Origin of the sequence: Pseudomonas sp. M47T1, from assembly GCF_000263855.1 — a bacterium.
Lineage (GTDB): Bacteria > Pseudomonadota > Gammaproteobacteria > Pseudomonadales > Pseudomonadaceae > Aquipseudomonas.
The window spans coordinates 114,892-140,291 of sequence record NZ_AJWX01000010.1; the positions used below are offsets into that span (position 1 = coordinate 114,892).

The window sequence follows — 25,400 nt, forward strand, 5'->3', positions numbered from 1 at the left end:
GCACGCTAACACCGCCGTCGCAGAGCCTTCCAACGAGCATTTCTAAGCAATAGATGAGTTAAATTCAGGCACGCTGCAACTGCGCCTCCAGCCACTGCAAAAACACGGCCACCGCCGGACGCTCCAGCCGCAGGCGGTCACACACAATGGCGTACTGCCCCAGCGCCGTGATACTGGCCGCGAACGGCCGCACCAGACGGCCGCTGGCCAGGTCCTCGGTGGCCGTGAGGTTGTCGCCCATGGCCACGCCCTGGCCTTGCGCCGCGGCTTCCAGGGCCAGGCCCGCGTGGGCGAAATACACGTGGCGGCTGCCTTGCGCATCACCGGCATGGGCCGCCAGCCAGGTGGCCCAAGTGGCGCCGTCCTGGTCGTCGTGCAACAGGCCATGGCGCGCCAGGTCGGCCGGCTCGGTGAGGGTGCCCTGGTTGAACAGCACGGGGCTGCACACCGGAAAAAAGATCAGCACCGGCAACGGCTTTACCCAGTAACCGCTGCCATCCTCGGGCCCTGCGCCATAGGTGATGGCCAGGTCGATGTCCTCACCCGGTGCGCGGGCCTCGATGGGTTGCTCGTGCACATGCAGGGTGATGTGCGGGCACTGGGTACTGAAATCCGCCAACCTGCGCACCAACCACTTCTGCGCCAGCTCGGCGGTGACAGCAATGCGCAGCACGGCCTGGGACGCCGGGTCACGCAGCTCGTCGCAGGCGTCGCCCACCCACTCGAAAGCCTGCTGCAAGCGCTGCAGCAAACGCAACGCCGCCGGGGTCGGGCGCACCTGGCGGCCTTCGCGCACAAACAGCTCGGCGCCCAACTCGCCTTCCAACTGGCGAATCTGATGGCTGACGGCGCTGTCGGTGACACACAGCTCGGCAGCGGCGCGGCCGAAATGGGCGTGGCGGGCGGCGCATTCGAAGGTGCGCAGGGCGGTGAGGGATGGGAGGCGGCGCATGCGGGGGGCCTTTGGCTGCGGAGGATGGCAGCTTACTGTAAACCCGATAGCCGCTGGGGGCTTCCATAAGGCATTGGGTTGCGCGGATCTGAGCACCCTGAAAATCTTCAGCGTATAGGGCCGCCAGCGCAGCCTCAGGCAGCGGCTATGCGCGCATCGCCCTATGGCCCGCGAGGCGGTCATCATGGGGCGCATCATGTTTACGCGGTTGAATGAGGTCATGGGGGGATAATCTGAATATTTCCAGCGGCGTCAATATGGATTGGAGGCTGACAGCCACACTACAATTCGTGCCGCTGCCGCCAGACTACATGAGCGCGGCGGGGCTAACCGGTGTGTGCGTGAGATCTCCCGCGCTTTCAAGACCGCGCGGCGCTTCGTAGCGTGGCGGCCGCTACATTTGTTGCAACGCGCCATGGCCTGTAGCATCTGCGTCACCAGCCCTGGTTCGTGCGCTGAAAATTCACCTGCCTGAAGCACTCGGGCCGGGCTGCTCTGCCGTCTTCTCAACCCGCGAAGATGACAAAGTAGCCCCCCCATGGAATTCCCGCTGTCCACCACGGTCAATGCACGTCTGGCCGTACACCGCTCAACGAGGCACCTACATGCAGCACCCCATGCTGAACCGCGTTTACGCAGCACTGTTTACCCTGCTACTGGGGCTTGCCCTGCCCTTTGCCGTCCAGGCCGCCACGCCCCCTGCCGGGCCTGTGCCGACGCTGGCCGACGGCGCGACGCTGGATAACCTCAACGATCAACTGGACCTGATTCGCCAGCGCGTGACGGCCAGCGCCAACGATGACCTGCTGGCCAGCCTGCGCCAAGCGGCCTTGCAGGTGCAGAAACAGGCCGATGACCTGAACGCCCAGCGCACTGTCAGCATCGAGCACCTGGACGATCAGCTCAAGGTGATAGGCCCCGTAGCGGCCGACGAGGCCCCCGCCCTCACCCATCAGCGCCAGGCGTTGACCACCCAGCGCAATGCGCTGGTGGACGACCAGCGCCAGCTTGGCACCCTGAGCCAATCGGCCCGGGACCTGGCCTCGCAAATCGTCAACCTGCGCCGCAGCCTGTTCAACTCGCAGATCAGCACCCGTTCGGCGAGCCCGCTGAGCCCGGCGTTCTGGTCCAGCCTGATCCGCCCTACCGACGATGACCTGCGCCGCCTGGACAGCCTGTTCCAGGACGTCGAAAGCGCCGCAGTCGCCGTGATGGCCCCCGGGGGGCGCTGGTTCTTCCTGGCGTCGGTGGTGCTGGCGGTGCTGATCTGGGTGGTGGTGCGCCGCCAACTGGAACGTTTCCTGGCCTGGGCGATGATCCGCTGGCTGCCCGAAGGCCGCCTGCGCCGCAGCGCCCTGGCACTGGCGGTGGGCCTGGCGACGGTGCTGACCATCAGCTCCTCGGCCTCGGTGCTGCATTGGGGTGTGACCAACAGCAGCGAGTTGAGCACCAACGTGCTCAACCTGATCGACCAGTTACTGACCCTGGTGATTTTCTGCGCCTTCATCGTCGGCCTTGGCCGTGCCATGTTGATGCTGCGCCGCCCCTCGTGGCGCCTGCCGCCCATTCACGACGAGATCGCCACGGCCCTGGGCCCGTTCCCGAAAATCCTCGCCCTGGCGCTGTTGATCATTGGCACCCAGGAGCGCGTGAACAGCGTGATCGCCAGCAGCCTGGCGCTGACCGTGGCCGTCAACGGCCTGACCGCGCTGGCGGTGTCGCTGGTAGCCTTCTACGCGCTGGTGCGCTACCACCGTACCCACCGCCGCTTTGACCTGGAGCGGCCGACCGGCTTTGTCGCCTTGATTCCGCTGGTGATTGGGGCGTGGGTAGGCCTGGCACTGCTGGCGCTGGTCAGCGGTTACCTGACCCTGGCCTACTTCCTCACGGTGAAACTGCTGTGGATCAGCGTGGTGGCCACCACTGCCTACCTGCTGATCGCCTGTTTCGGCGACCTGTGCGAAACCCTGTTGTCGCCGCGCCAACCGGGCGGCCTGGCGCTGGCCTCGGTGCTGGGCCTGTCGGAACGCCACCAGGCCCAGGCCAGCACGCTGCTGGCGGGCATCGGCCGTACCGTGCTGTTGATTGTGGCGCTGCTGATTGCGCTGATGCCGTCCGGCTCCAGCCCCAGCGAGCTGCTGGAAAGCATTACCCTGCTGGACCTGGGCAACAAACCCCTGGCCGGCATGAAGGTGCTGCCCGGCGATATCGTGATGGCGGTGGCCCTGCTGGTGGGCGGCCTGGTGAGTATCCGCATCGTCAAGAACTGGCTGAGCGACCGCCTGCTGCCGGAAACCAACATGGACGCCGGCATGCGTGCCTCGCTGGTGACCCTGGTGGGTTACCTGGGCTATGTGCTGCTGGCCATTGTGGTGATGTCCACCCTGAGCATCAGCCTCACCAACCTGACTTGGGTGGTCAGTGCGCTGTCGGTGGGTATCGGTTTCGGTCTGCAAGCCATTGTGCAGAACTTCATTTCGGGCCTGATCCTGCTGACCGAGCGGCCGGTGAAGGTCGGCGACTGGGTAAGCCTGGCCGGCGTGGAAGGCGATATTCGCCGCATCAACGTACGCGCCACCGAGATCCAGATGTCGGACCGCTCCACGGTGATCGTGCCCAACTCGCAATTCATTACCCAGAACGTGCGCAACGTGACCATGGGCAATGCGTTGGGCGTGGTGGGCATCAGCCTGACCCTGCCGCTGGACACGGACGTGCTGCAAATTCGCGAGCTGTTGCTGAATGCGCTGAACGAACACGAATCGATTCTGGATGCGCCGGCGCCGTCGGTGTCGTTCAAGGACTTGACCAGCAACGGCCTGATCATCAGCGCCAGCGGCTACGTCAACAGCCCGCGCTCGGTGTCGGGCGCGCGCAGTGACTTGCTGTTCACCATTCTGGGGCGCCTGCGCGACCTGGGCGTGACCCTGACGGCGCCGCAAAGCATGCTGCTGATCAATGAGGCCCAGAACGTGTTGCCGGTGGAGAAAGCCTGACGTTTGCACACCTGGTGAGGGGCCTGGCTTTATGCCAGGCATGAAAAAGCCCGCGATGGGGGGTAGCGGGCTTTTTCATTTACACCTTAGCGTCTTCACAGTACCCCTGTTGATGTGAAAATAACGTGATGGCTATCGTTGCCGTCCGTCTGTTTTCAACCCGCAGGCATTCAACCCCTAATCCAGCCACGCCCCCCCGCCCATCGCCGTCTTCGCCAGCCCCGCGATCACTCGCTCACCGGTTTCCGCGGCCAATTCCTGGTACCAGGCCTGGGTCTGCTCGGGTTCGCGGCCGTGGGTCACGTCGGAGCGTGCGCGGGCACGCTGCATGATCTGTGCGGTGCGCTCAACCCGGGCGGCGTCGTAGCTGGCCAGGGCTGCCTTCAGGTCCTGGGCGTCGGCCTCCAGGCAGCGCGCCAGCACCCAGGCGTCCTCCATGGCCTGGCACCCGCCCTGGCCAAGGTCCGGCGCCATGGGGTGCGCGGCATCGCCCAACAGCACCACGCGGCCCTTGACGAAGCTGCCGATGGGCGCCATGTCGTGAATCTCCACGCGGCTCACAACTGCCGTGTCCAGGCGCTCGATCAGCTTGCGCACCGGCTCGGCCCAGTCGGCAAAATGCACACCCAGTTCGTCACGGTAGCCTTCGCGCACGTTGGCGCTATTGCCAGGCAGCGGTACGTCGAAGAAGAAATACAGTTGGTCATTGCCCATGGGCATCAGCGATACACGCTTGTGGTCGCCAACGAACTGAGTCCACTCATTGGCCGGCGCAAGGTCCTGGGCAGCGTCGATGCGGCCGTTCCAGTTCACGTAGCCGCAATACTGGCGCTGCACCTCCTGGCCGACCACATGGTTGCGCAGGCGCGAATGGGTGCCATCCGCGGCTATCACCAGGTCGGCATCGATCTGCTGGCCGTCGCTGAACGTCACCCGCACGCCGTCCGCCAGCGCTTGCACCGCCTCGCAGGTGACGCCCAAGGTAACGTGTTCCGGGCCGCACGCTTCCAGCAAAATGCCTTGCAAGGCCGTGCGCGCGATGGGGCAGGCGCACTGCTCCACCGCCTGGTACAGGGGTTGGAGGCTGAAGCGGGTCAGCAACTCACCCTGGGCGGTGTTGTAGCTCATGGCGAGCATGTCGCCGCTGGCGGCCTTGATGGCTTCGCCCAGGCCCAGCTTTTCCAGGACATTGACGCCATTGGGCCAGATGGAAATGGCGGCGCCGGCGGGCGTCAGCTGCGGCACGCGGTCGAACAGGCGGACCCGGTGGCCGCTTTGCTGCAGGGCGATGCCCGCGCTGAGGCCACCGATGCCGGCGCCAATGATGACGATGTCGAGTGGGCGAGAAGACGAAGTGGACAGTGACATGGCGAGGTACCGTAATGACAAGACAACGTGACAGGTCGGATTTTTGCCAGGGCCTGTGCCTGCAAAAACCTGATCAACTGGTCAGCTATTGCATATTGCTTGCCATGTACGGCGCGAAAGGCCGGGATAGAGCCTCTCAGGTGTTTTTTGCCACGGCGCGGGTGCCTTTCGGCACGGGCGTTCTACACAACGGCGCCACATTGCGGAGCGCCGTCGACGCGTTTGCCCCACCACAGGGCGAGCGCGGCCCTCAACCTTCGACGATGACGATGTAGTCCATGCCGGGCACATCCTGCTGTTGAATCTGCACGGCAATGCCCATGAAGGCCTCGTCGGCGTATTCTTTGCTGCGGGTAATCGCCTCGATGGCCGCCTTGGACCACAGGTGCAGCTCCACCACCGTTTCGCCATCGCGGCGGTGCTGGGCAATTTCGTCGAGGATGCGTTGTTTCATGGGGTTTCCTAATTGAAAGTAAGGCCAAACGACTGCCAGCTTCCACAGGGTCTATCCCTTCAGGTGCAGCAGCCAGTGTTTGTCCGGACCTGCGCAGTTTACCCCATTGCGCGCAACAACCCGATCAAACCCGTGGCTTGGCGCTGATCTTCAACGCCTGGGGCGTCACGCCATAGGCACGCTGAAAGTACTGGCAAAAGCGGCCCAGGTTGGTGAAACCCAGTTCCTGGGCCACTTGGGTCACCGAACCGCAACCGCTGGCGCGCAACGCCTGGTAGGCGCGCTCCAGTCGCACCTGGCGCTGATAGGCCACGATGGAACTGCCCGCAAAACGCCGGAAACCTTCCTGCAAGGCGCGCAGGCTGACGTTGGCCAGTTCGGCAAGCTCGGTGCCGCTGACCAGTACCTGGGGGTGTTCCTGAATGTATTCCATGGCCAGGCGCACATGCCGCGGCGCAATGGACGGCCCCGGGCGACGCAATTGCTCGGTGTAGTTGTGCGGCCAGCATTCGAGCACCGCGTCCACCAGCATCTCCTGCAACCGCGTGGGCATCAGCGCACTGGCGTTGATCATCGCGTCCAGCTCACCGCCGGTGGCGAACCCCAACAACGCCTTCAGGCCTTCGAAACCGGCATGATCCAGGTCCACCTGGGGCTCGAAGCGCACCTTGTTGATGATGGGCCGACCCAACAGCGTGGCCAGCCGCTCGGTAAACAACCCGCGACGAATCGAAACGCCGAATTGGCCATGCCCATCGATAAAGGTCACCGAGCGCACCGCACTCTTTTCCACCGCCAACCCCACCCGGGGCATGCCCACGGTGTCGTCCCCCAGGTTGAAGATGATCCGCCCGGCCGTGGGCAGTACAAAGGTGATCTCGTCGTTGAGGTCGGGGATTTGCACGGTGAAGTCGCCACGATAGCTCATGTGCCGAAAGCTCACCCCCTCGTAGCGGCCATACACACCGGCAATGCTGATGGCCGCGCCCACGCGCGGAACGTCGGCATACAGGCTGCCGAATACCTTGGCGAAAAGACCGCCGAAGTCATCCGCGCCCATGGCATCGGAGCGGATGACGATCTGCTTGCGCGTGGCACCTGCCTGCATGTTCGATACCTGACCCAGGATTTTATGTCGTATTTGTTACTGGTCGAGCGCCAGCGGCGCCAACCTAGCAAGGGAATATGACAGTCAGGTGAAGGGTGTGTGACGGGACTGGCAATTGGCAGGAAAGACGTATTCACACAGATAATCCACCAGCGCGCGCACCTTGGGCGACGGGTGCTTGCTGCCCGGCCACAGCACATGGAAGACATTGGCGTCGCCTACCTGCCCGGTCAGGATCGGCACCAGCCGGCCATCGGCCAGCGGCTCGCGGATGGCAAAATCCGGCAGGTAGGCAATGCCCAGCCCGCGCAAGGCGAAGCACACCCGAGTGTCGATGTTGTTGCAGATCATCGACACCGGCGGCTGCAACTCAGGCTGGCCGGCGCCTTGCTGCAGCACCCAGGTTTCCAGCTTGCCGCTGCTGGGGAAGCGATAATGCAGGCAGCTGTGGCCTTGCAGGTCGGCCGGCGAGGTTGGCGTGCCGCGCCGGGCCAGGTAGTCGGGGGACGCCACCAGCAGCAATCGGTAGCCGCCCAGCTTGCGCGCCGACAGCCGTGAGTCACTGGGCGCCCCGGTGCGGATCACCGCATCGAAGCCCTCGTCGATCACGTCCACCAGGCGGTCGCTGAAGTCCAGGTCCAGCTCGATGTCCGGGAAATCCGCCATGAATTGCCCCAGCACCGGCAGCATCAGCGCGCTGACCAGCGGCAGGCTGACCCGCAGACGCCCGCGCGGCGCCCCCGTGGCCTGGGACAACTCCAGCTGCGCCGCTTCGATTTCGTCGAGGATACGCCGGCTGCGCTGCAAGAACATCGTGCCCTCGGCGGTCAGGGTGACGCTGCGCGTACTGCGGTGGAACAGGCGCACGCCCAGCTTTTCCTCCAGCCGCGCCACGCTCTTGCACACCGCCGAAGCCGACACCCCCAGCAAGCGGCCCGCCGCGGTAAAGCTGCGCGTCTCGGCCACTTGCACGAACACCACAAAGCCATTGAGGCTGTCCATCGCCGCTCCTTATTGCGGAACATAAGGTCCTAAGAGCCTGGAACCTTACCCTACTTTTTCCATAATCGAGGGGTTTCTATGCTGACGGCCCAGGCATTCACAGGACCGTTCCATGACCCGCGCTCGCTCACCCTCCCCCCCCTTGCAACCCTTGCCGCTGCTGTCGCTGCTGGCCCTGGCCCTGGCCGGCTTCATCACCATCCTCACCGAGGCCCTGCCCGCCGGTTTGCTGCCGCAGATGGCCCTGGGCATGCACGTGCCCCAGGCCTGGGTCGGCCAGACGGTGAGCGTCTACGCCCTGGGCTCGTTGTTGGCCGCCATCCCGCTGACAGCCGCCACTCAAGGATTGCGGCGCCGACCGTTGCTGCTGACCGCCATCGCCGGCTTTGCCATTGCCAACAGCGTCACCGCACTCTCGGCCAGCTATTGGCTGATGCTCTGCGCGCGTCTGCTGGCGGGGGTGTCGGCCGGTTTACTGTGGGCGTTGCTGGCCGGCTACGCGGCGCGCATGGTGCCCCACCAGCAGAAAGGCCGTGCCATTGCCATCGCCATGGTGGGCACGCCATTGGCCTTGTCCCTGGGGGTGCCGGCCGGGACCTGGCTGGGGGGTGTGCTGGGTTGGCGGCTGTGCTTCGGTTTGATCAGCGTGCTGACATTGCTGCTGATGCTCTGGGTGCGCCTGGGCGTGCCCGACTTTGCCGGCCACGCGGCCACCCAGCGCACATCACTGCGCAGCGTGCTGCAGGTGCCAGGCGTGCGTCCGGTGTTGTGGGTAGTGCTGGGCTTCGTGCTGGCGCACAACATTCTCTATACCTACATCGCCCCCTACCTGGCAGCCGCGCAGATGGCGCAACGGACCGACCTGGTGCTGCTGGTATTCGGCGTCAGTTCACTGCTGGGCATCTGGGTGACCGGCGTGTTGATTGACCGCCACCTGCGCCGCCTGACCCTGGCCAGCACCCTGCTGTTCGGCCTGGCCATGCTGGTGGCCGCCACGGCGATCCACCAACCGCTGTTGGTGTACGTCGCTATCGCCTGCTGGGGCCTGGCATTCGGCGGCGCGGCCACCTTGTTCCAGACCGCCTTGGCCCATGCGGCGGGGGACGCCATGGACGTGGCCCAGGCCATGCTGGTCACCGCCTGGAACACGGCCATCGCCGGCGGCGGCGTGGTGGGTGGACTGTTGTTGCAGCAGTTCGGCCCTGAGGCATTGGCGCCAGCCATGGTGGGCCTGCTGGTGGTGACGCTGGGCGTGGCCTGGTCGGCCCGCCACGCCGGTTTTCCCGAGGCGAACGCCGTCACGCAGGGCTAGTGACGCAGGTCAGGGTTGCGCCGTGATGGCCGCCTCGATCGTCGCGATGTCGATTTTCTTCATGCCCATCATGGCGCTGAACGCGCGCTGGGGCGGCACGGTCGGGGCTGGTGTAGGCCGCTGTCAGCCCCCTGGGGGTGATCTACCAGGACAGCCCCCACCTGTCCTTGCACCCATCGCACTCACTTTCCTGGCCGCCGTTGGCGACGATGGCGTTCCACAGCGGTCGGTTTGCGCCTGGTCATCGGTGGCCACCTGAAACGAAAACGCCTCGCTGTGGCTGAACGTCGATCCACCGTTCAAGCCCAGGCACGGCAGGCCCATCACGGTGAATTCCACCGTCAGCACGTCGCCCTGCCTGCCCGCCGGATAATCGCCCGGCGCTCGACGCACGGCGCCCACGGTGCTGTCGGGGAACGTCTGGGCTTAGAAGGTGGCAGCCTCCAGAGCGTCACCGTTGTACCAGAGGCAGACGGTATTCTTGCGGGTCATGTTCGCTCTCCGGGGTGGCAGTGGGTGAAGACAGTGTAGTGGGCATACGCCTGAAACGCCCTTGCCCACCACCTAAGCGCAGGTATTCATTGATTTTTTTGATGCCGACACTTGACGCCCCACAGAAAAAAACGTTTAATTCGCGCCGTTGCCCAGATAGCTCAGTCGGTAGAGCAGGGGATTGAAAATCCCCGTGTCGGCGGTTCGATTCCGTCTCTGGGCACCATCATTCGTTTGAGGTGTTTTACACCGCACCTTGAACACAAAAAACCCGCCTAGTGCGGGTTTTTTTATGGCTTCTGTTCGGCAGGGGCTACAGTCAGGCGCGATGATGCTCCACCAAAAAATCCACAAACGCCCTCACCCGCGCCGGCATCGCTGCGCCGCCGATGAACACAGCGTGTATCGGTTCGCGATCGCCCGGGTTGTAGTCTTCCAGCAGCGCCACCAAGCGACCGCTCTTGAGGTCTTCGTCCACGCTGAACTGACCGATGCGCGCAATGCCCGCACCCAAACGGGCCAGTTGCGCCAGGGCCTCGCCGCTGTTGCCTTCGATGGTGCCGGCCACCTTCAACGAAAGATCCAGGCCGTCCCGGCGCAATGGCCAGTCAGAGGCGGCGCGGCGGAAACTGAAGCGCAGGCAATTGTGCTGCAGCAGGTCTTCCGGCACTTGCGGGGTGCCGTGGCGGGCCAGGTAGTCGGGCGAGGCGACGACCACCTGGCCGGTGTCGCCAAGGCGTCGTGCGGTCAGCGGGCTGTCGGCCAGGGTGCCGAAACGGATGGCCACGTCGGCCTGGCCGCCGAGAATATCGACCACTTCGTCGCTCAGCATCAGGTCCACCAGAATGGCCGGGTAACGGGCGCTGAACGCCGCAATCAGCGGCACGATGGCCAGGCGCCCGTGGGCCAGCGAGGCGCTGACCCGCAGCCGTCCGCGCGGCACGCCCTGGTCGGTGATGGCGTCTTCCACCTCGGCCATGTCGGCCAATATCCGCCGTGCGCCGCGCAGGTAGGCTTCACCTTCGGCCGTGAGGGTGATGGCGCGGGTGGTGCGAATCAGCAAGCGCGTGCCGATGCGCTGCTCGGTGCGGGCGATGATGCGGCTGACAGACGACGGTGTCAGGCCCAGGGCGCGGGCCGCCGCCGACAGGCTGCCCTCTTGCGCCACCCGGGCGAACACCGCCATTTCCCCTGACCGTCCATTGATGTCCATTTGTGCTCCTGGCGCAAAACTCTTGGTACTTTTCTATGGCTACCGCCTTAAAACGCCCCACTGTAGCATTTGACGCATAGATGAGGAGCCATCATGCGTATCAATCCCCCCCTTGTAGCATTGTCCGTCGGCGCCTTTGGCATCGGCGTCACCGAATTCGCCCCCATGGGCATGTTGCCCGCCATCGCCAATGACCTGGGCGTGTCCATTCCCAGCGCCGGCCTGCTGGTGAGCGCCTACGCCTTGGGCGTGCTGATTGGCGCGCCGCTGATGACCCTGGCCACCGCGCGCGTGCCGCGCCGCTACCTGCTGATCGGGCTGATGGCGATTTTCACCCTCGGCAACCTGCTGTCGGCGCTGGCCACCAGCTACAACACCCTTTTGCTGGCACGGGTGGTGACCTCGCTGAACCACGGCGCGTTCTTCGGCATCGGCTCCATTGTGGCGGCCAGCGTGGTGCCGCCCGACAAGCGTGCCGGCGCGGTGGCGGCGATGTTCATGGGGCTGACCCTGGCCACCATCGGTGGTGTGCCCCTGGCCACCTGGTTCGGCGAAACCTTTGGCTGGCGCACTGCGTTCTGGGGCATCGCTGGCCTGGGCGCGGTGGCCATGGCGGCGCTGTGGATGGCCTTGCCCAACGTGCCGGCCCCCAAAAGCGACGGCCTGATGGCGGAAATCCGTGTACTGGGCCGCGGCCCGGTGCTGGCAGCGCTGGCGTTGACCGTGGTGGGTTCCAGCAGCATGTTCACCGTGTTCACCTACATCGCACCCATCCTGCGTGATGCCACCCACGCCTCCACCAACTTCATCACCGGCATGCTGGTGCTGTTCGGTATCGGCCTGACCCTGGGCAACGCCTGGGGCGGCAAGGCCGCGGACCGCTCGGTGGACCGCACCTTGATGCTGTCCCTGGCCGTACTGATCGTCGTACTGCTGGCCTTCTCGGTACTGATGCGCTGGCCGCTGGCATCCGCGCTGGCGATCCTGGTGTGGGGCGCAGCCAGTTTCGCCCTGGTGCCACCGCTGCAAATGCGCGTAATGGAAGCCGCCAAGGACGCCCCCCACCTGGCGTCGGCAGTGAACATCGGCGCGTTCAACCTGGGCAACGCCATCGGCGCGGCGCTGGGTGGTGCGGTCATCAACGCGGGGCTGGGCTACCCGGCGATTTCCCTGGCCGGAGCGTTGATGGGTGCGCTGGGGCTGCTGATGGTGCTGGTGTTCAACTGGCGCTCAAGGCGCGTCGGCGTGGCAGGTTTCCGGGAAGCAGCGCAGTGATGCCTGCCGCTGTACCTGGGCATCTACCGCGACGGCCTGAAAATCCCAGCGTGTAGCCGCCGCGGCTACACGACTTGAAATTGGTGCTGGATGAGGGCTATGGCTTCATCAGGCGAAACGCTGGCGGTATCCAGGGTAAGCGGTGGTTCATCCCAGGGCTGGTAGTCGTGCGCCAGTACCGATCGCCAGCTTGGCGCCACCAGGCCGGGCACGTCGACCATCCGCGTTTCCACCCGCCGCCGATGCTCCGCCACGTCGCTACACACCACCTGGATATTGACCAAGGGCACACCAGCGCGAGCAGCAACCTCGGCCCAGGCGGCCCGGCTTTGAGCAACCGGATTGACGCAGTCCACCACCACCTGCTGCCCCAACTGCAGGTTGCTCAATGCCAGTTGATTGGCCACCTGGTAACCACTGGCGCCCACGTCACTGGCCAGCGCACCGCTGTCACGCAGCGCCTGCTCGATGGTGTCGATGCGCAGGTACACCGCCCCGACCCGCTTGGCCAATGCGTGGGCAATGGTGGTTTTGCCAGTACCCGGCAGGCCGCTGAACACGATAAGCATGCAATCTCCTTTTGTAGCAGCAGCCGGATGGCCGCGTCGCAAGCACCGCGCAGTGTATGACACACCTCATGGCAGCCTGGCGGCAGCTCGACACCCGCTACTGCAAGACAGTTGCTGCTACAGAAGCAGCGTGCCTTTGCCCGCGGGTGAAGCAAACGGCTCGCGCATCACCTCAACCATGAAATCCATCACCGCCCGCAACAACGGCGAATGGCGCAGATCCGCGTGCACCACCAGCCAGATATCGCGGACAAACCCCTCGCCGCCCCACGGCAGGCGTTGCAGCGACGGATCGCCATCGCCAATGAACGTAGGTAAACCGGCCACCCCGGCGCCTGTGCGTACAACAGCGTGCTGGGTGGCGATGTCGCTCACTTCACAGGCAATGGCGCGGCCCTGGGCGACGGACAGCAACCACTGCTGATGGGGCATGTCGGCCAGGTGCGTTTCATAGGCGATGAATGCCCACTGTTCAGGTTGATACAGGTGTTCATAGTGCCGGCTGGCGTACAGGGCGAAGGGCATGGCGCCAAGCTTGCGGGTGACGCTGTCCGGTTCCGTGGGCCGGTACAGGCGCAGGGCGATATCCGCTTCCCGGCGGCCCAGGGAGACGCTGTGGGCCTGGCTGGAAACGGACAACTGCACGTGCGGATAGGCCTGGCGGAAGCGTTGCATCTGGCCTGCCAGGAAGTGGCTGGCCAGCACCGGCGGTGCACTGACGGTGACACGCCCGGCCGCCGGTGACTGCCCGGCCTGAACGATGCGCGCCACGGTGAAGGCGTTCGCTTCCATTTCGAGAGCCACCTTGAGCACCTGATGACCCAACGGCGTCAACTGACAGGCACGCGGCAAGCGATCCACCAGGCGCACTTGCAGTTCGGCCTCCAGCGCGCCCAGGCGACGGCTGACCGTAGCGTGGTCGACCTTCAGCACCCGCGCCGCGCCAGACAGGCTGCCGGCCTGGGCGATGGCAATGAAGACGCGCAAACTTTCCCAATCGAACATCGGTGCGTTTTCTCCAGGATGCTGTGCAGCCATATGGAATTTTCGCACCGAGTATGCGCTCGTATGCTGGCCTCTCCAACCTGGAGGTCACCTTATGCCTGCCCCATCCCCCCGCACTGCACGACTGGTTCAGATTGCCACCTGCCTGGGCTTCTTCGTGGTGCTCATGGACGTCAGCGTGGTCAATGTGGCCTTGCAGGCCCTGCGCACCGCGTTCGACGCCCAAGTCACCGACCTGCAATGGATCATCAATGCCTATGGCCTGGTGTTTTCATCGCTGCTGCTCATGGCCGGCACCCTCGGCGATCGCATGGGCGCCAAGCGCGTGTTCATGCTGGGCTACGCGGTTTTCACCCTGGCTTCACTCGGCTGTGGCACCGCCCAAAGCCTTGAAGCGCTGATGGTCTGGCGCCTGGCCCAGGGCCTGGGCGCGGCGTTGCTGGTGCCCACGTCACTGGCGTTGTTGCAGCAGCTGTTCACCGACAGCGCGGCGCGGCAACGGGCCGTGGGCTGGTGGGGCGCCGGCGGTGGCATTGCGCTGGCGGCCGGCCCGGTCATTGGCGGCATGCTGATTGCCAGCCTGGGCTGGCGCAGCCTGTTCTTCATCAATGTGCCCATCGGCCTCATCGGCCTGTGGATCACCGCACGCCATGCCCCGCCCTCCACGCCCCAGCGGCATCGGTCGATGGACCTGCCGGGGCAAGTGACCGGCGCGCTGGCCTTGGCGGCCCTGACCTTCGCGCTGACCCAGGCCAGCCAATTGGGCTGGGCAAGCCCGATGATTCTCGCCACGGGCCTGGGCTGCATCGGCCTGGGCGCGTTGTTCGTGTGGCTACAGGCGAACAACCCCACGGCCATGCTGCCCCTGACGCTGTTCCACGACCCAACCGTGCGCAGCGCGACCGTCATTGGCCTGATCGCCAACCTGGCGTTCTACGGCATGGTGTTCACTTTGAGCCTGTATTTCCAGTCCATGCGGCACCTGTCAGCCGAAGCCACGGGGCTGGCCTTTCTGCCGATGATGGGCGTGCTCATGGTCATGAACATTGTCGCCGGCCGGCTGCTGGGCCGCGTTGGTGCGCGGGCACTGGCCACCTCGGGCCTGCTGGTCAGCGCACTGGGTTATGGACTGATGATACCGGCACTGCCCGCGCAGTCGACCTGGCTGCTGATGGTGCCGATGGTGCTGGCTGGCAGCGGCATAGCCTTGACCCTCCCTACCATCACCAACGCCGCGCTCTCGGCCGTGGCCGGCACCCATGCCGGCATTGCTTCAGGGCTGCTCAACTCGGCGCGGCAGGTGGGCGGCATCATTGGCGTGGCGGTGTTCGGCTACCTGGTCCGCGATACCCAGCCCAACGCCTTCATGCCCGGCCTGAACCTGGCACTGTTGGCGTCGGCGCTGCTGCTGATGGTGGCAGCCGGCATGGCATTTACAGGGCTGCGCCCATTGGAAAGGGCGTTGCCAATCAAAGAGGCCTGCTAGGGTCTGTATGACATGTATTCCAGCGAAGGTCAGGCAAGGCGAAAACAGGCGAGCAAAGGCCGGGGTCGCGCTCGACTTTACGGGTTGTCAATGAGCATTGCGAGCCTGTTTTCAACGCAGCATGGCCGAGCGGGGATGCAACTCATACAGCGCCTAGGACTGCACCGAGGCCCGCTGCACCACCCGGATCCTGTCACGCCCGCCGCGCTTGGACTCGTACAGCGCCGCATCGCCCAACTCGATCAGGGCCGCCAGGCTGGCCGGCGCCTGGTCGAACAGGCTAGCGCCGATGCTCAGGGTGACCGCCGCAGGCGTGGCAAAGGTCTGTGAAGCCGACTGATGAAACTGCGCGCGCAGGTGGTCGCCCAGGCTCACGACTTGCTCGAGTGAGGTGTTCTCCAGCAGGATGACAAACTCGTCGCCCCCCAGCCGCGCCGCCAAGGAGCCTTCGGGCAGCACCGAGCGGATCATTTCGCTCAGGGTCACCAGCAGACGGTCGCCGGCGGTATGCCCGAACAGGTCGTTGACCAGCTTGAAATGGTCGATATCAATCAGCAGCAACGCCCCTGGCCGGGCCGCAGACACCCCTTCGAGCAGGCGCGGCGCCCGTACTTCCAGGGCCCGGCGGTTGTACAGCGCGGTCAACGGGTCGCGCGCCGCCAACCGCGCGATGCGCTTCTCGCGCCGGTAACGCTCGGTGCCGGTCATGGACAGCGCGATCAGCATGATCGCCATGGCGCCTTCCACCAGCGAAACCTGAATGATTTCACCGCGCAGCGACGCCAGGTCAATCAAGGTGCCTGGGATGACCACCGACAGCGCCTTGGCAAAATAGAACAGGCCGTGCACCAGCAGCACGTAGCGCAACTGCACCGCGCCCACGCTCAACGACTTGCCATGGGGCCGTAACAGGAAACTGGCCCGCAGCGTCACCACGCTGACCAGCAATGAGTTGGTGGCCAGCATGATCTTGGACCACGACGGGTCATTGGGCAGCCACAGCATGCCCACCCAGACCACGATAATCAGATACCAGTTGCGCGACAGCCGCGCCTCGGTAAACCGCGCCACCCCCAGCAGGAACAACCCGTGCGCCGTCACCAGCAGGCCATTGGCGAACCAGATGCCAATCACCAGCAAGCCGCTGCCGCGCAACAGCGCCAGGATGGTGCCGATGCTGATGGTGGCGAAGCCTGCGCTCCAGAACAGCAGCGAAGGTTCGCGCACGCTGCCCCACTCGATCGCCAGGTAAAGGGAAGCGGCAGCAGCGAGCGCGATCGAAAGGGTGAGCATGGTGACGGGGTCGAGCGACATGGTGGAACGGGCCTGCGTGATGTGCGGTTAAGGCATTAATTGTAAACGCTCGTGGGGTTTTTACGCAGGACGAAAGCGCCAACACGATGGGTGGCATATTGCCACAATTCGGAATAGTCGTTAATGATCATCGTGTTGCCACGCAGGGGCCGCGCCTCGTAATAGACACGGTACACTGCGCCTTTACAAGGAGCCCACATCAATGGACCTGCAGTTTCTGGGCACCTCTTCCGGGGTGCCCACCAAGGCCCGCAACGTCAGCGCCACGGCCCTGATCGAGGCATCCGGCAAGGGCTGGTACCTGGTGGATTGCGGCGAAGGCACGCAACACCAGCTGTTGCACAGCTCGCTGTCGATGCGCGACTTGCGCGCGATCTTCATCACCCATGTGCACGGTGACCATTGCTTCGGCCTGCCCGGGTTGCTGGCCAGCGCCGGCATGTCCGGGCGCACCGAGCCATTGCAACTGGTGCTGCCGCTGGCCCTGCACGCCTGGGTACGCCAGAGCCTGGCGGTCAGTGACACCCACCTGCCGTTCGACCTGCACCTGCATGCGCTGGAAACCCTGGACGGCTGGAGCAACGGCAGCATGCAGGTCAGCACGGTGGCGCTGTCCCACCGGGTGCCCAGCTACGGTTATGTGTTCGACGAGCTCAACCCCGACCCGCAGCTGGACGTGCAACGCTTGCAGGACGATGGCATTCCTCGCGGGCCGATGTGGGGCGAGCTGGCCCACGGGCGCAGCGTCAGCCATGACGGCCGGCTCATCGAGCCTGGGGATTACCTGCGGGCATCACGACCGGCGCGGCGCATCATTGTCTGCGGCGACAACGACCGCCCCGAACTGCTGGCCGAGGTGGCCAAGGGTGCGCAGGTGCTGGTGCATGAGGCCACCTTCACGGTGCCGGTGATTGAACGCAGCCAGACCACCTATGGGCACAGCACTGCGGCGGCGGTGGCGCGGTTCGCCGAGGCGGCCGGCTTGCCGAACCTGGTACTGACCCATTTCAGCGCCCGGTACCAGAGCAACCCCCAGCGCAGCCCCAGCATTGACGACGTACAGCAGGAAGCCGCCGCGCATTACAGCGGCCGCTTGACCCTGGCGGAGGATTTGCAGCGCTATCGCCTGGGGCGCGACGGTGAACTGGTGCCCGTGGCCGCGAACTGAAGCCCTTAACGCACGTTGCGCGGAATGTCCAGGCCCAGATTTTCCCGCAAGGTGCGCCCTGGGTATTCGCGACGATACACGCCGCGTTCCTGCAGCAACGGCACCACCTGTTCAGTGAAACGGCGGAATTGCTCGGGGTGGCCGATGTAGATATTGAAGCCGTCCACGGCGCGCGCCTCGAACCACTCGGCCATTTTCGCCGCCACGGTCTCGGGGCTGCCGACAAAGGTACCGGGGCGCAAGGTGCGCGATGCCTGCACCGCCTGGCGCAAGGTCAGGTTCTGGCTAACGGCCTGGTCGGTGACGCGCTTGGCGGCGGTGAAAAAGCTGTTGCGCGCGGCTTCCAGCGCCTGCACCGGGAACGGCGCATCCAGCTCGTATTGGCTAAAGTCGTGCCAACCAAAGGAGCGCCCGAACTCCAGCAACGCCTGCTCGAAGCTGTGGTCGGCCTCATGGTAATGACGCTCGATGGCCCTGGCCTGCTCGTCAGTGTCGGCGACATATACCTCGGCGCCCGGCAGCACCAATACCTGTTCCGGGTCGCGACCCTGGCGCTGCGCACGTGCCTTGATGTCGCGGTAGAACTGCTGCCCCTGCTCCAGGCTGGGGGCGTGGGTGAACACCACGTCGGCAATGGCCGCGCCCAGGTCACGTCCTTGCTCGGAATCACCCGCCTGGAAGATCACCGGCTGGCCTTGGGGCGAGCGTTGCAGGTTCAGCGGCCCCACCACCCCGAAATGCTCGCCCTTGTGATTCAGCGCGTGCAGCTTGGCCGGGTCGAAATAGCGCCCGCTGGCCCGGTCACGAACAAAGGCATCGTCCTCCCAGGACTGCCACAGCCCCTGCACCACCTGCACATGCTCCTCGGCGCGGGCGTAGCGGGTGTCGTAATCGTAGTGCTCGTCGCGGCCGTAGTTGCCCGCGGTGCCGGCATCGCCACTGGTCACTACGTTCCAGCCGGCGCGGCCCTTGCTGATCAGGTCCAGCGACGCCAGGCGCCGGGCCACGTTATAGGGTTCGTTATACGAGGTGGTCAATGTGCCCACCAGGCCGATATGCCGGGTGGTCACGGCCAAGGCCGACAGCAGCGTCAGGGGTTCCAGGCGGTTGAGGTAATGCGGCGGCGAGCCAGGGGTGATGAATTGGCTGTCGACGATGAAAATCAGGTCGAACAGGGCCGCTTCCGCCTGGCGGGCAATGTCGATGTACCAGTCGATATTGACGCTGGCGTCGGCGGGCAGCTCAGGGTCCAGCCACAGGTTGTGCCGGCCCGGGCCGCCGACACCCATGGTCAGGGCGCCGAGTTTCAGTTGTCGCTTACTCATGGGGGCTTTCCTTGGCGGTGATGGTCTGGGCGGTGGCGGGTTGCTGCAGCGCCGCGTTATAGGAGGTGTCGAACAGACTGGCGGCCGGGTAGGACTTGATCAGGCCCAGGCCGCTGAAGAAATCGATGGTGGTCTGGGCATCGGCGATGTTCTGCGGGCTGACCGGCCCCACGTCGGTTTTCGCCCGGCTGAACCAGGCACGGGCAATGTCGCGGTCGGCGTGGGTGCGTTCGGCCCAGGCGTCGGCGTAGGCGTCATTGTGGGCGGGGTTGGTGACGCTCCATTCTCGGGCTTTTTTCAGCCGTTGCAGGAAGTCGCTGATGGCCGCGCGTTTCTCCGCCAGGGAGCGGTTGTTGCCAACCACGAAGCTCTGCGCCGGAATCAACCCCTGTGCCGTGGCGATGACGCGGCCGCCCTGTTGTTCCTGTTGGGTCACGTAGGGTTCCCAGGTGGCGATCACGTCCACCGAGCCACCGTCCAGAGCATGGGAGGCGTCCAGGGCGCTGAGGTAGCGAATGTCGACGGCGTCACGGGGCACCCCGGCCTTGTCCAGTGCAGCGAACAACAACTGCTGGCTCCAGGAGCCTTTCCAGATCGCCACGCGCTTGCCGCGAATGTCGGCCACGGTCTTGATCGGCGAGTGCTTGCCCACCACGATGGCCACGCCGCCGAGGTTTTGCTGGGTCACGGCAATCACCTTGATCGGCGCCCCCAGCGCCCCGAGGAACAACGGCGGCGCATCGCCCAGCAGGCCCAGGTCCAGGCTGCCGGCATTCAGCGCCTCGGCCACGGGGGAGCCGGCGGTGAACTGTTTCCATTCCAGGGTATAGGGCAGGTTATCCAGCACACCCGCTGCGTCCATCACGGCGCGGGTGTTATAGCTCTGATCACCCACGGTCAGGGTCAGCGCCGAAGCCCCCAGACTGATGGACGTGGCCAGCGCGGCGGCGGCCAGCTGCAGGATTGTGCGCATGGGAATCTCCATCGGGGGCTTTATAGGCGAACGGTTATATCAGCGGTTTCTGTGCTAACCGATGCTTATAAGCTAACGTCCATAGAGATCGATGTGAAATTCATTTTAGGAATAAGTTAATATGTTTTTTTTGCATTTTTTAGGTGCAAGGCGTCAGTTCTTTGGTGTTCCGGAGACCGTGCGCAGCCTGCTCGGCAGTGGCTACACGACCGGCGGCAGCACGATGTAATCATTACGCTGCACCACGCCCCCATGCGCGCCCTCAACCAAATGCACATACCGCCCGCCCACCTCGTCAATTGGCAGGCAGTCATCCACGTCCATCAACGCATCGGTATGGCCCTTGCCCCAGTGGGCCAGCATCTGCTGCTTGCCCTTGGCCTTGGCTTGCGTCTTGTTCATGGCCACCACCAGTACGTACTGGTGCGCCTCGCCAAAGGCCTGCCCTTCGTAGCCGCCCAGGTTGATGAAGTACAGGCGCGCTGAACCCGGTTTGGGGGCCAGGGGGCTGAGTTCCACTTTCCAGTCCGCTACCCCGTCCACCTGCATCCAGGCGTCGATGTGCAGGCCGGCCTGGCTGCCGAACCAGCTTTGCCGCAGCTGCGGATAGCACGCCTCCAGGCTGTCGGCGACGACGAACGCCACGTCATGGACTTCGATTTTTGCGCGGGGGTGTTTACCGCCCAGCATGACCACGAACAGCATGGCGAGTTTCCCATTTCGCGGCCGCCAGGAAGCGGCGGCCCTCACGGCGGCCATGGTAACGCGCCGCTCAGCGCGCCGTCGCCTGCCGGTATTGGCGAGGGGTAAAGCCGGTCAACGTCTTGAACTGGCGGCTGAACGCGCTGTGGTCGGTGTAGCCGCACTGCATGGCGACGTCAGTAATGGGCAGGTCACTGAGCAACAGGCGGTGGGCGTGTTCCAGGCGCACCTTGTGCAGCATCTGCCGGGGCGTGAGGTGGAACACCCGCTTGCAGTAGCGCTCCAGTTGCGCCACGGAAATGCCGGCGATGCGGGTCAGCGCCTGCATGCTCACCGGCCCGCTGAAGTGGCCGCGGATGTACTCGTCCACCGCGGCCAGGCGCCGATAGGCCGGGTGCGCGGCGCTGGCGCTTTGCAGGTCGACCGAGATGCCCGCCAAGCCGATGATCTGCTGGTGGCGGTCGTAGATCGGCTGCTTGTGGGTGAGGCACCAACCCGGTTCGCGGCTGCCATACAGGTGCAGTTCCAGTTGATCCTCCAGCACCAGGCCTTCTTCCAGCACACGGCGGTCCTGCTCGGTGTAGCCAGGGCCCAATTGTGCAGGAAAGACTTGCGCGCTGGTCTTGCCCAGCAACGGTTGCAGGCGCTTGAAACCGCAGCGCTGCACCAGGGTGCGATTGGCCAGGCGGTAGCGCGCATCCAGGTCCTTGATGAAGATCACTGCATTGGGGATCACGTCCAGCATGGGCAACAACGGCGCCACGCCGGCCAGCATTTCCTCGAGGTTGCGCGGCCGCTGCAGGGGGTTGCCCTGAGCCAGCAGCGCCAGTGCATCGTGGGCCATCGGTGTGTGTCCTCCGCTATTGCCGGGCAGCTTGCCCCAGGCCAGATGGGCTGTCCAGCGCACGGGTGGAAATTATCAATTATGCTGATTTCGTCATCACACCTGTAGAAAACCATCAAGTAAACCGGCGCCCACAGGTTCACTGTATGGCCAACAACAGAACAACAACACCCAAGCGACATCACTCCTGCCGATCAATAACTCACAAGAAGGCAACGCCATGTCCGGCAAAGGTAAATTCAAGAAACAGCTCTCATTGATGGACCTGACATTCATCGGGCTGGGGGCCATTTTCGGCTCCGGCTGGCTGTTCGCGGCCAGTCATGTATCGACCATTGCCGGCCCGGCCGGCATCTTCTCGTGGATGCTGGGCGGCTTCGCCGTCTTGCTGCTGGGCATCGTCTACTGCGAACTGGGCGCTGCCCTGCCCCGCGCCGGTGGCGTGGTGCGCTACCCGGTGTTTTCCCATGGGCCGTTGCTGGGCTACCTGATGGGCTTCATTACCCTGATCGCGTTTTCCAGCCTGGTGGCCATCGAAGTGGTCGCGGCCCGGCAGTACGCGGCGGCCTGGTTCGCGGTGCTGACCGAACCCGGCAGCAGCAACCCCACGGTGGCCGGTTGGCTGCTGCAATTGGGCCTGCTGTGCCTGTTTTTCGCGCTCAATTACTACAGCGTGAAAACCTTCGCCAAGGCCAACAACTTCATCAGCCTGTTCAAGTTCATTGTGCCGTTGCTGGTGATCGGCGTGCTGTTCACCTTCTTCAAACCCCAGAACCTCACCGTGCATGGTTTCGCGCCGTTTGGCCTGTCGGGCATTGAAATGGCCGTGTCGGCCGGCGGCATCATCTTCGCCTACCTGGGCCTCACGCCCATCATTTCTGTGGCCAGCGAGGTGCGCAACCCACAGCGCACCATCCCCATTGCCCTGATTCTTTCGGTACTGCTGTCCACCGCCATCTACGTATTGTTGCAACTGGCCTTCCTGGGCGGCGTGCCTACCGACATGCTCAGCGAAGGCTGGGGCGGCATCAGCAAGGCCTTCTCGCTGCCCTACCGCGACATCGCCCTGGCCCTGGGCGTGGGCTGGCTCGCCTACCTGGTGGTGGCCGACGCGATGATTTCGCCCAGCGGCTGCGGCAACATTTACATGAACGCCACGCCCCGGGTGATCTACGGCTGGGCGCGCACCGGCACCTTCTTCAAAGTGTTCACCCGCATCGACGAAAAATCCGGCATCCCGCGCCCGGCACTGTGGCTGACCTTCGCCCTGTCGGTGTTCTGGACCCTGCCGTTCCCGTCCTGGGAAGCGCTGATCAATGTGGTGTCCGCCGCCCTGGTGCTGAGCTACGCCATCGCGCCCATTTCGGTGGCCGCCCTGCGCCGCAACGCGCCGGACATGCCGCGCCCGTTCCGGGTCAAGGGTTTCGCCGTGCTGGGCCCGGTGTCGTTCATCATCGCCGCACTGATTGTCTACTGGTCGGGCTGGGGCACTGTGTCGTGGCTGCTGGGCCTGCAAATCGTGATGTTCGTGGTGTACCTGCTGTGCAAGCGCTTGGTGCCCACCGACCACCTCAGCATCGGCCAGCAGGTGCGCTCGTCGGCCTGGCTGATCGGCTTCTACGCCGTGACTATCCTGCTGTCGTGGCTGGGCAGTTTCGGTGGCCTGGGCGTGCTCAGCCACCCCTTCGACACCCTGGCGGTGGCTGCCAGCGCGCTGCTCATCTACTACTGGGGCGCCGCCACCGGCGTGCCGGCCCACCTGGTGCGGCTGGACGCCGATGATGCCGATGACGACGAGCAGCAGGCAGCCGCCGCACAAGCTGGCAACGCCGTGCCACCCGGTGCCCGTGCGTACTGATCGCTCCCCTTCTTTGCTTGTTATGGACAGACTCATGAAACAGGTACACGTGATCGATTCCCACACCGGCGGTGAACCTACGCGCCTGGTGATGACAGGTTTCCCGGCCCTGACCGGCAGCACCATGGCCCAGCGCCGCGACGAGTTGCGCGAGCTGCATGACCACTGGCGCCGCGCCTGCCTGCTGGAGCCACGCGGCAATGACGTGCTGGTGGGCGCGCTGTACACCGCACCGGTGTCGGCAGACGCCACCTGCGGGGTGATTTTCTTCAACAATGCCGGCTACCTGAACATGTGCGGTCACGGCACCATCGGCCTGGTCAATTCCCTGCACCACCTGGGGCTGATCGGCCCCGGCGAACACAACATCGACACGCCGGTGGGCCAGGTCAGCGCGGTGCTGCACGCCGACGGTAACGTCACCCTGGGCAACGTCCCGTCCTACCGCTACCGCCACAACGTGCCGGTGGACATCCCCGGCCACGGCAGCGTGCGCGGCGACATCGCCTGGGGCGGCAACTGGTTCTTCCTGGTGGCCGAGCATGATCAGCGCCTGGACCTGGACAACGTCGAGGCCCTCACCGACTTCACCTGGGCGCTGCTCAAGGCCCTGGATGCCCAGGGCCTACGCGGTGAAGACGGCGGCCCGATCGACCACGTCGAACTGTTCGCCGCCGACCCGGTGGCCAACAGCCGCAACTTCGTGATGTGCCCGGGCAAGGCCTACGACCGCTCCCCCTGCGGCACCGGCACCAGCGCCAAGCTGGCGTGCCTGGCCGCCGACGGCAAGCTCGCCGAGGGCGAGCGCTGGGTACAGGCCAGCATCACCGGCAGCCAGTTCGAAGGCCGCTTCGAATGGCAGGGCGAGCGCATCCGCCCGTTCATTACCGGCCGCGCCTACATGACCGCCGACAGCACGTTGCTGATCGACGAACAGGACCCTTTCGCCTGGGGCATCTGAGCCCCGCGCATTCCCTTTTGCCTCGACCCTGAATCTGTGGAGAACAGCACCATGACCGACAACATTTTCACCGGCTGCATGCCCGCCCTGATGACCCCGTGCACCGCCGCCCGCCTGCCCGACTTCGATGCCTTGGTGGCCAAGGGTCGCCAACTGATCGAAGCCGGCATGAGCGCCGTGGTGTACTGCGGCTCCATGGGCGACTGGCCGCTGCTCACCGAAGCCCAGCGCCAGGAAGGCGTGGCCCGGCTGGTGGCGGCCGGCGTACCGACCATCGTCGGTACCGGCGCAGTGAACACTCGCGAGGCCGTGGCCCATGCTGCGCACGCGGCGAAAGTCGGCGCCCATGGCCTGATGGTCATTCCCCGCGTGCTGTCGCGTGGCGCATCGCCTGCGGCACAAAAGGCCCACTTCGCCGCCATCCTGCAGGCCGCGCCGAACCTGCCCGCAGTGATCTACAACAGCCCTTACTACGGTTTCGCCACCCGCGCCGAGCTGTTCTTCGAACTGCGCCGCGAACACCCCAACCTCATCGGCTTCAAGGAATTTGGCGGTGCCGCCGACCTACGCTACGCCGCCGAAAATATCACCTCCCAGGACGACGACGTGACCCTGATGGTGGGTGTCGACACCCAGGTGGTGCACGGTTTCGTCAACTGCAACGCCACCGGCGCCATCACCGGCATCGGCAACGCCCTGCCACGCGAAGTGCTGCACCTGGTGGCGCTGAGTAAGCAGGCGGCCAAGGGCGATGCGCGCGCACGTCGCCTGGCGCGGGAACTGGAAACGGCCTTGGCGGTACTGTCGTCCTTCGATGAAGGCTGCGACCTGGTGCTGTACTACAAGCACCTGATGGTGCTTAACGGTGACACCGAATACACCCTGCACTTCAACCAAACCGACGTGCTCAGCGATGCCCAGCGCCGTTACGCCGAGCAGCAGTACACCCTGTTCCGCCAGTGGTACGCGGCGTGGTCGGCCGAGCAGAACCTGGCCTGAGCCCTTGCCGCACCGGGCGTGCGC

Annotated in this window: 21 protein-coding genes, 1 tRNA gene and 1 pseudogene; 9 read left to right on the forward strand and 14 right to left on the reverse strand. The window is 64.9% G+C overall.

The genetic code is table 11. From position 1 onward, the window contains the following. Positions 1-64: 64 nt before the first annotated feature. Complete coding sequence (locus PMM47T1_RS12920; RefSeq protein WP_008369406.1) at positions 65-952, reverse strand: LysR substrate-binding domain-containing protein; 888 nt, start codon at positions 950-952, stop codon at positions 65-67. A 605-nt stretch (positions 953-1,557) separates the two neighbouring features. On the opposite strand from PMM47T1_RS12920, the gene PMM47T1_RS12925 reads away from it, so the two are divergent. Further along, the gene (locus PMM47T1_RS12925) at positions 1,558-3,948 is read left to right on the forward strand and encodes a DUF3772 domain-containing protein (RefSeq protein ID WP_008369408.1); all 2,391 of its coding nucleotides are present in this window, start codon (positions 1,558-1,560) and stop codon (positions 3,946-3,948) included. Between the two features lie 177 nt (positions 3,949-4,125). Here the strand turns inward: PMM47T1_RS12925 and hpxO are convergent, their stop codons facing one another. From hpxO to PMM47T1_RS12945, 4 genes are all read right to left on the reverse strand, one after another. Continuing rightward, positions 4,126-5,316 (reverse strand): FAD-dependent urate hydroxylase HpxO, encoded by a 1,191-nt coding sequence (hpxO, locus tag PMM47T1_RS12930; protein ID WP_008369409.1) that lies wholly within the window; start codon positions 5,314-5,316, stop codon positions 4,126-4,128. 250 nt (positions 5,317-5,566) lie between these two features. Beyond that, the gene (locus tag PMM47T1_RS12935) at positions 5,567-5,770 is read right to left on the reverse strand and encodes a hypothetical protein (RefSeq protein WP_008369410.1); all 204 of its coding nucleotides are present in this window, start codon (positions 5,768-5,770) and stop codon (positions 5,567-5,569) included. A 124-nt stretch (positions 5,771-5,894) separates the two neighbouring features. Further along, positions 5,895-6,878 (reverse strand): helix-turn-helix transcriptional regulator, encoded by a 984-nt coding sequence (locus tag PMM47T1_RS12940; protein ID WP_008369411.1) that lies wholly within the window; start codon positions 6,876-6,878, stop codon positions 5,895-5,897. Positions 6,879-6,962: 84 nt separating this feature from the next. Beyond that, entirely contained in the window at positions 6,963-7,880 is a 918-nt protein-coding gene (locus PMM47T1_RS12945) for a LysR family transcriptional regulator (RefSeq protein ID WP_008369412.1), read from the reverse strand. Between the two features lie 112 nt (positions 7,881-7,992). Here PMM47T1_RS12945 and PMM47T1_RS12950 point away from each other — a divergent pair, with 112 nt between their 5' ends. Next, a complete protein-coding gene (locus tag PMM47T1_RS12950; protein ID WP_008369414.1) occupies positions 7,993-9,192 on the forward strand; it encodes an MFS transporter in 1,200 nt (399 codons plus the stop codon). 9 nt (positions 9,193-9,201) lie between these two features. Here PMM47T1_RS12950 and PMM47T1_RS29075 read toward each other — a convergent pair. Then, positions 9,202-9,684: pseudogene (locus PMM47T1_RS29075) on the reverse strand (VOC family protein). A gap of 150 nt (positions 9,685-9,834) precedes the next feature. Between PMM47T1_RS29075 and PMM47T1_RS12955 the strand changes: the two are divergent. Beyond that, positions 9,835-9,910, forward strand: a tRNA-Phe gene (locus PMM47T1_RS12955). 93 nt (positions 9,911-10,003) lie between these two features. On the opposite strand, the gene PMM47T1_RS12960 is transcribed toward PMM47T1_RS12955, so the two are convergent. Beyond that, positions 10,004-10,897 carry a LysR family transcriptional regulator gene (locus PMM47T1_RS12960; RefSeq protein WP_043300978.1) on the reverse strand — a complete coding sequence of 298 codons (894 nt, stop codon included), beginning with the start codon at positions 10,895-10,897 and terminating at the stop codon, positions 10,004-10,006. Positions 10,898-10,990: 93 nt separating this feature from the next. On the opposite strand from PMM47T1_RS12960, the gene PMM47T1_RS12965 reads away from it, so the two are divergent. Beyond that, positions 10,991-12,172 carry an MFS transporter gene (locus tag PMM47T1_RS12965; RefSeq protein ID WP_008369416.1) on the forward strand — a complete coding sequence of 394 codons (1,182 nt, stop codon included), beginning with the start codon at positions 10,991-10,993 and terminating at the stop codon, positions 12,170-12,172. A gap of 65 nt (positions 12,173-12,237) precedes the next feature. Here PMM47T1_RS12965 and PMM47T1_RS12970 read toward each other — a convergent pair whose 3' ends face one another. Both PMM47T1_RS12970 and PMM47T1_RS12975 read right to left on the reverse strand, forming a co-directional pair. Beyond that, entirely contained in the window at positions 12,238-12,741 is a 504-nt protein-coding gene (locus PMM47T1_RS12970) for an AAA family ATPase (RefSeq protein ID WP_008369419.1), read from the reverse strand. A gap of 117 nt (positions 12,742-12,858) precedes the next feature. Beyond that, positions 12,859-13,746, reverse strand: a complete 888-nt coding sequence (locus PMM47T1_RS12975; RefSeq protein WP_008369420.1) for a LysR family transcriptional regulator — start codon at positions 13,744-13,746, stop codon at positions 12,859-12,861. 94 nt (positions 13,747-13,840) lie between these two features. Here PMM47T1_RS12975 and PMM47T1_RS12980 point away from each other — a divergent pair, with 94 nt between their 5' ends. Further along, a complete protein-coding gene (locus tag PMM47T1_RS12980; protein ID WP_008369422.1) occupies positions 13,841-15,232 on the forward strand; it encodes an MFS transporter in 1,392 nt (463 codons plus the stop codon). 153 nt (positions 15,233-15,385) lie between these two features. On the opposite strand, the gene PMM47T1_RS12985 is transcribed toward PMM47T1_RS12980, so the two are convergent. Continuing rightward, complete coding sequence (locus tag PMM47T1_RS12985) at positions 15,386-16,546, reverse strand: GGDEF domain-containing protein (RefSeq protein ID WP_008369424.1); 1,161 nt, start codon at positions 16,544-16,546, stop codon at positions 15,386-15,388. Between the two features lie 202 nt (positions 16,547-16,748). Between PMM47T1_RS12985 and PMM47T1_RS12990 the strand changes: the two genes are divergently transcribed. Continuing rightward, positions 16,749-17,714, forward strand: a complete 966-nt coding sequence (locus PMM47T1_RS12990; protein WP_008369425.1) for a ribonuclease Z — start codon at positions 16,749-16,751, stop codon at positions 17,712-17,714. A gap of 5 nt (positions 17,715-17,719) precedes the next feature. Here the strand turns inward: PMM47T1_RS12990 and PMM47T1_RS12995 are convergent, their stop codons facing one another. The 4 genes from PMM47T1_RS12995 to PMM47T1_RS13010 all read right to left on the reverse strand — a co-directional run bounded on the left by PMM47T1_RS12995 (position 17,720) and on the right by PMM47T1_RS13010 (position 21,558). Beyond that, positions 17,720-19,039: an LLM class flavin-dependent oxidoreductase gene (locus PMM47T1_RS12995; protein ID WP_008369427.1), complete on the reverse strand. Its 1,320-nt coding sequence runs from the start codon at positions 19,037-19,039 to the stop codon at positions 17,720-17,722. Next, positions 19,032-20,012, reverse strand: coding sequence for an ABC transporter substrate-binding protein (locus tag PMM47T1_RS13000; protein ID WP_008369429.1), 981 nt, complete (start codon positions 20,010-20,012; stop codon positions 19,032-19,034). Before PMM47T1_RS13000 ends, PMM47T1_RS12995 begins: the two co-directional genes overlap by 8 nt. Positions 20,013-20,213: 201 nt before the next feature. Then, positions 20,214-20,717 (reverse strand): DUF1543 domain-containing protein, encoded by a 504-nt coding sequence (locus tag PMM47T1_RS13005; RefSeq protein WP_008369431.1) that lies wholly within the window; start codon positions 20,715-20,717, stop codon positions 20,214-20,216. A 67-nt stretch (positions 20,718-20,784) separates the two neighbouring features. After that, complete coding sequence (locus PMM47T1_RS13010; RefSeq protein WP_008369433.1) at positions 20,785-21,558, reverse strand: AraC family transcriptional regulator; 774 nt, start codon at positions 21,556-21,558, stop codon at positions 20,785-20,787. A gap of 220 nt (positions 21,559-21,778) precedes the next feature. Here PMM47T1_RS13010 and PMM47T1_RS13015 point away from each other — a divergent pair, with 220 nt between their 5' ends. Genes PMM47T1_RS13015 through PMM47T1_RS13025 form a run of 3 tightly spaced genes read left to right on the forward strand, consistent with a single transcriptional unit; the run spans position 21,779 to position 25,376 of the window. After that, positions 21,779-23,416 carry an APC family permease gene (locus PMM47T1_RS13015; protein ID WP_008369435.1) on the forward strand — a complete coding sequence of 546 codons (1,638 nt, stop codon included), beginning with the start codon at positions 21,779-21,781 and terminating at the stop codon, positions 23,414-23,416. A gap of 34 nt (positions 23,417-23,450) precedes the next feature. Further along, positions 23,451-24,377, forward strand: coding sequence for a 4-hydroxyproline epimerase (locus PMM47T1_RS13020; protein ID WP_008369436.1), 927 nt, complete (start codon positions 23,451-23,453; stop codon positions 24,375-24,377). A gap of 51 nt (positions 24,378-24,428) precedes the next feature. After that, positions 24,429-25,376: a dihydrodipicolinate synthase family protein gene (locus tag PMM47T1_RS13025; protein WP_008369438.1), complete on the forward strand. Its 948-nt coding sequence runs from the start codon at positions 24,429-24,431 to the stop codon at positions 25,374-25,376. Positions 25,377-25,400 lie beyond the last annotated feature (24 nt).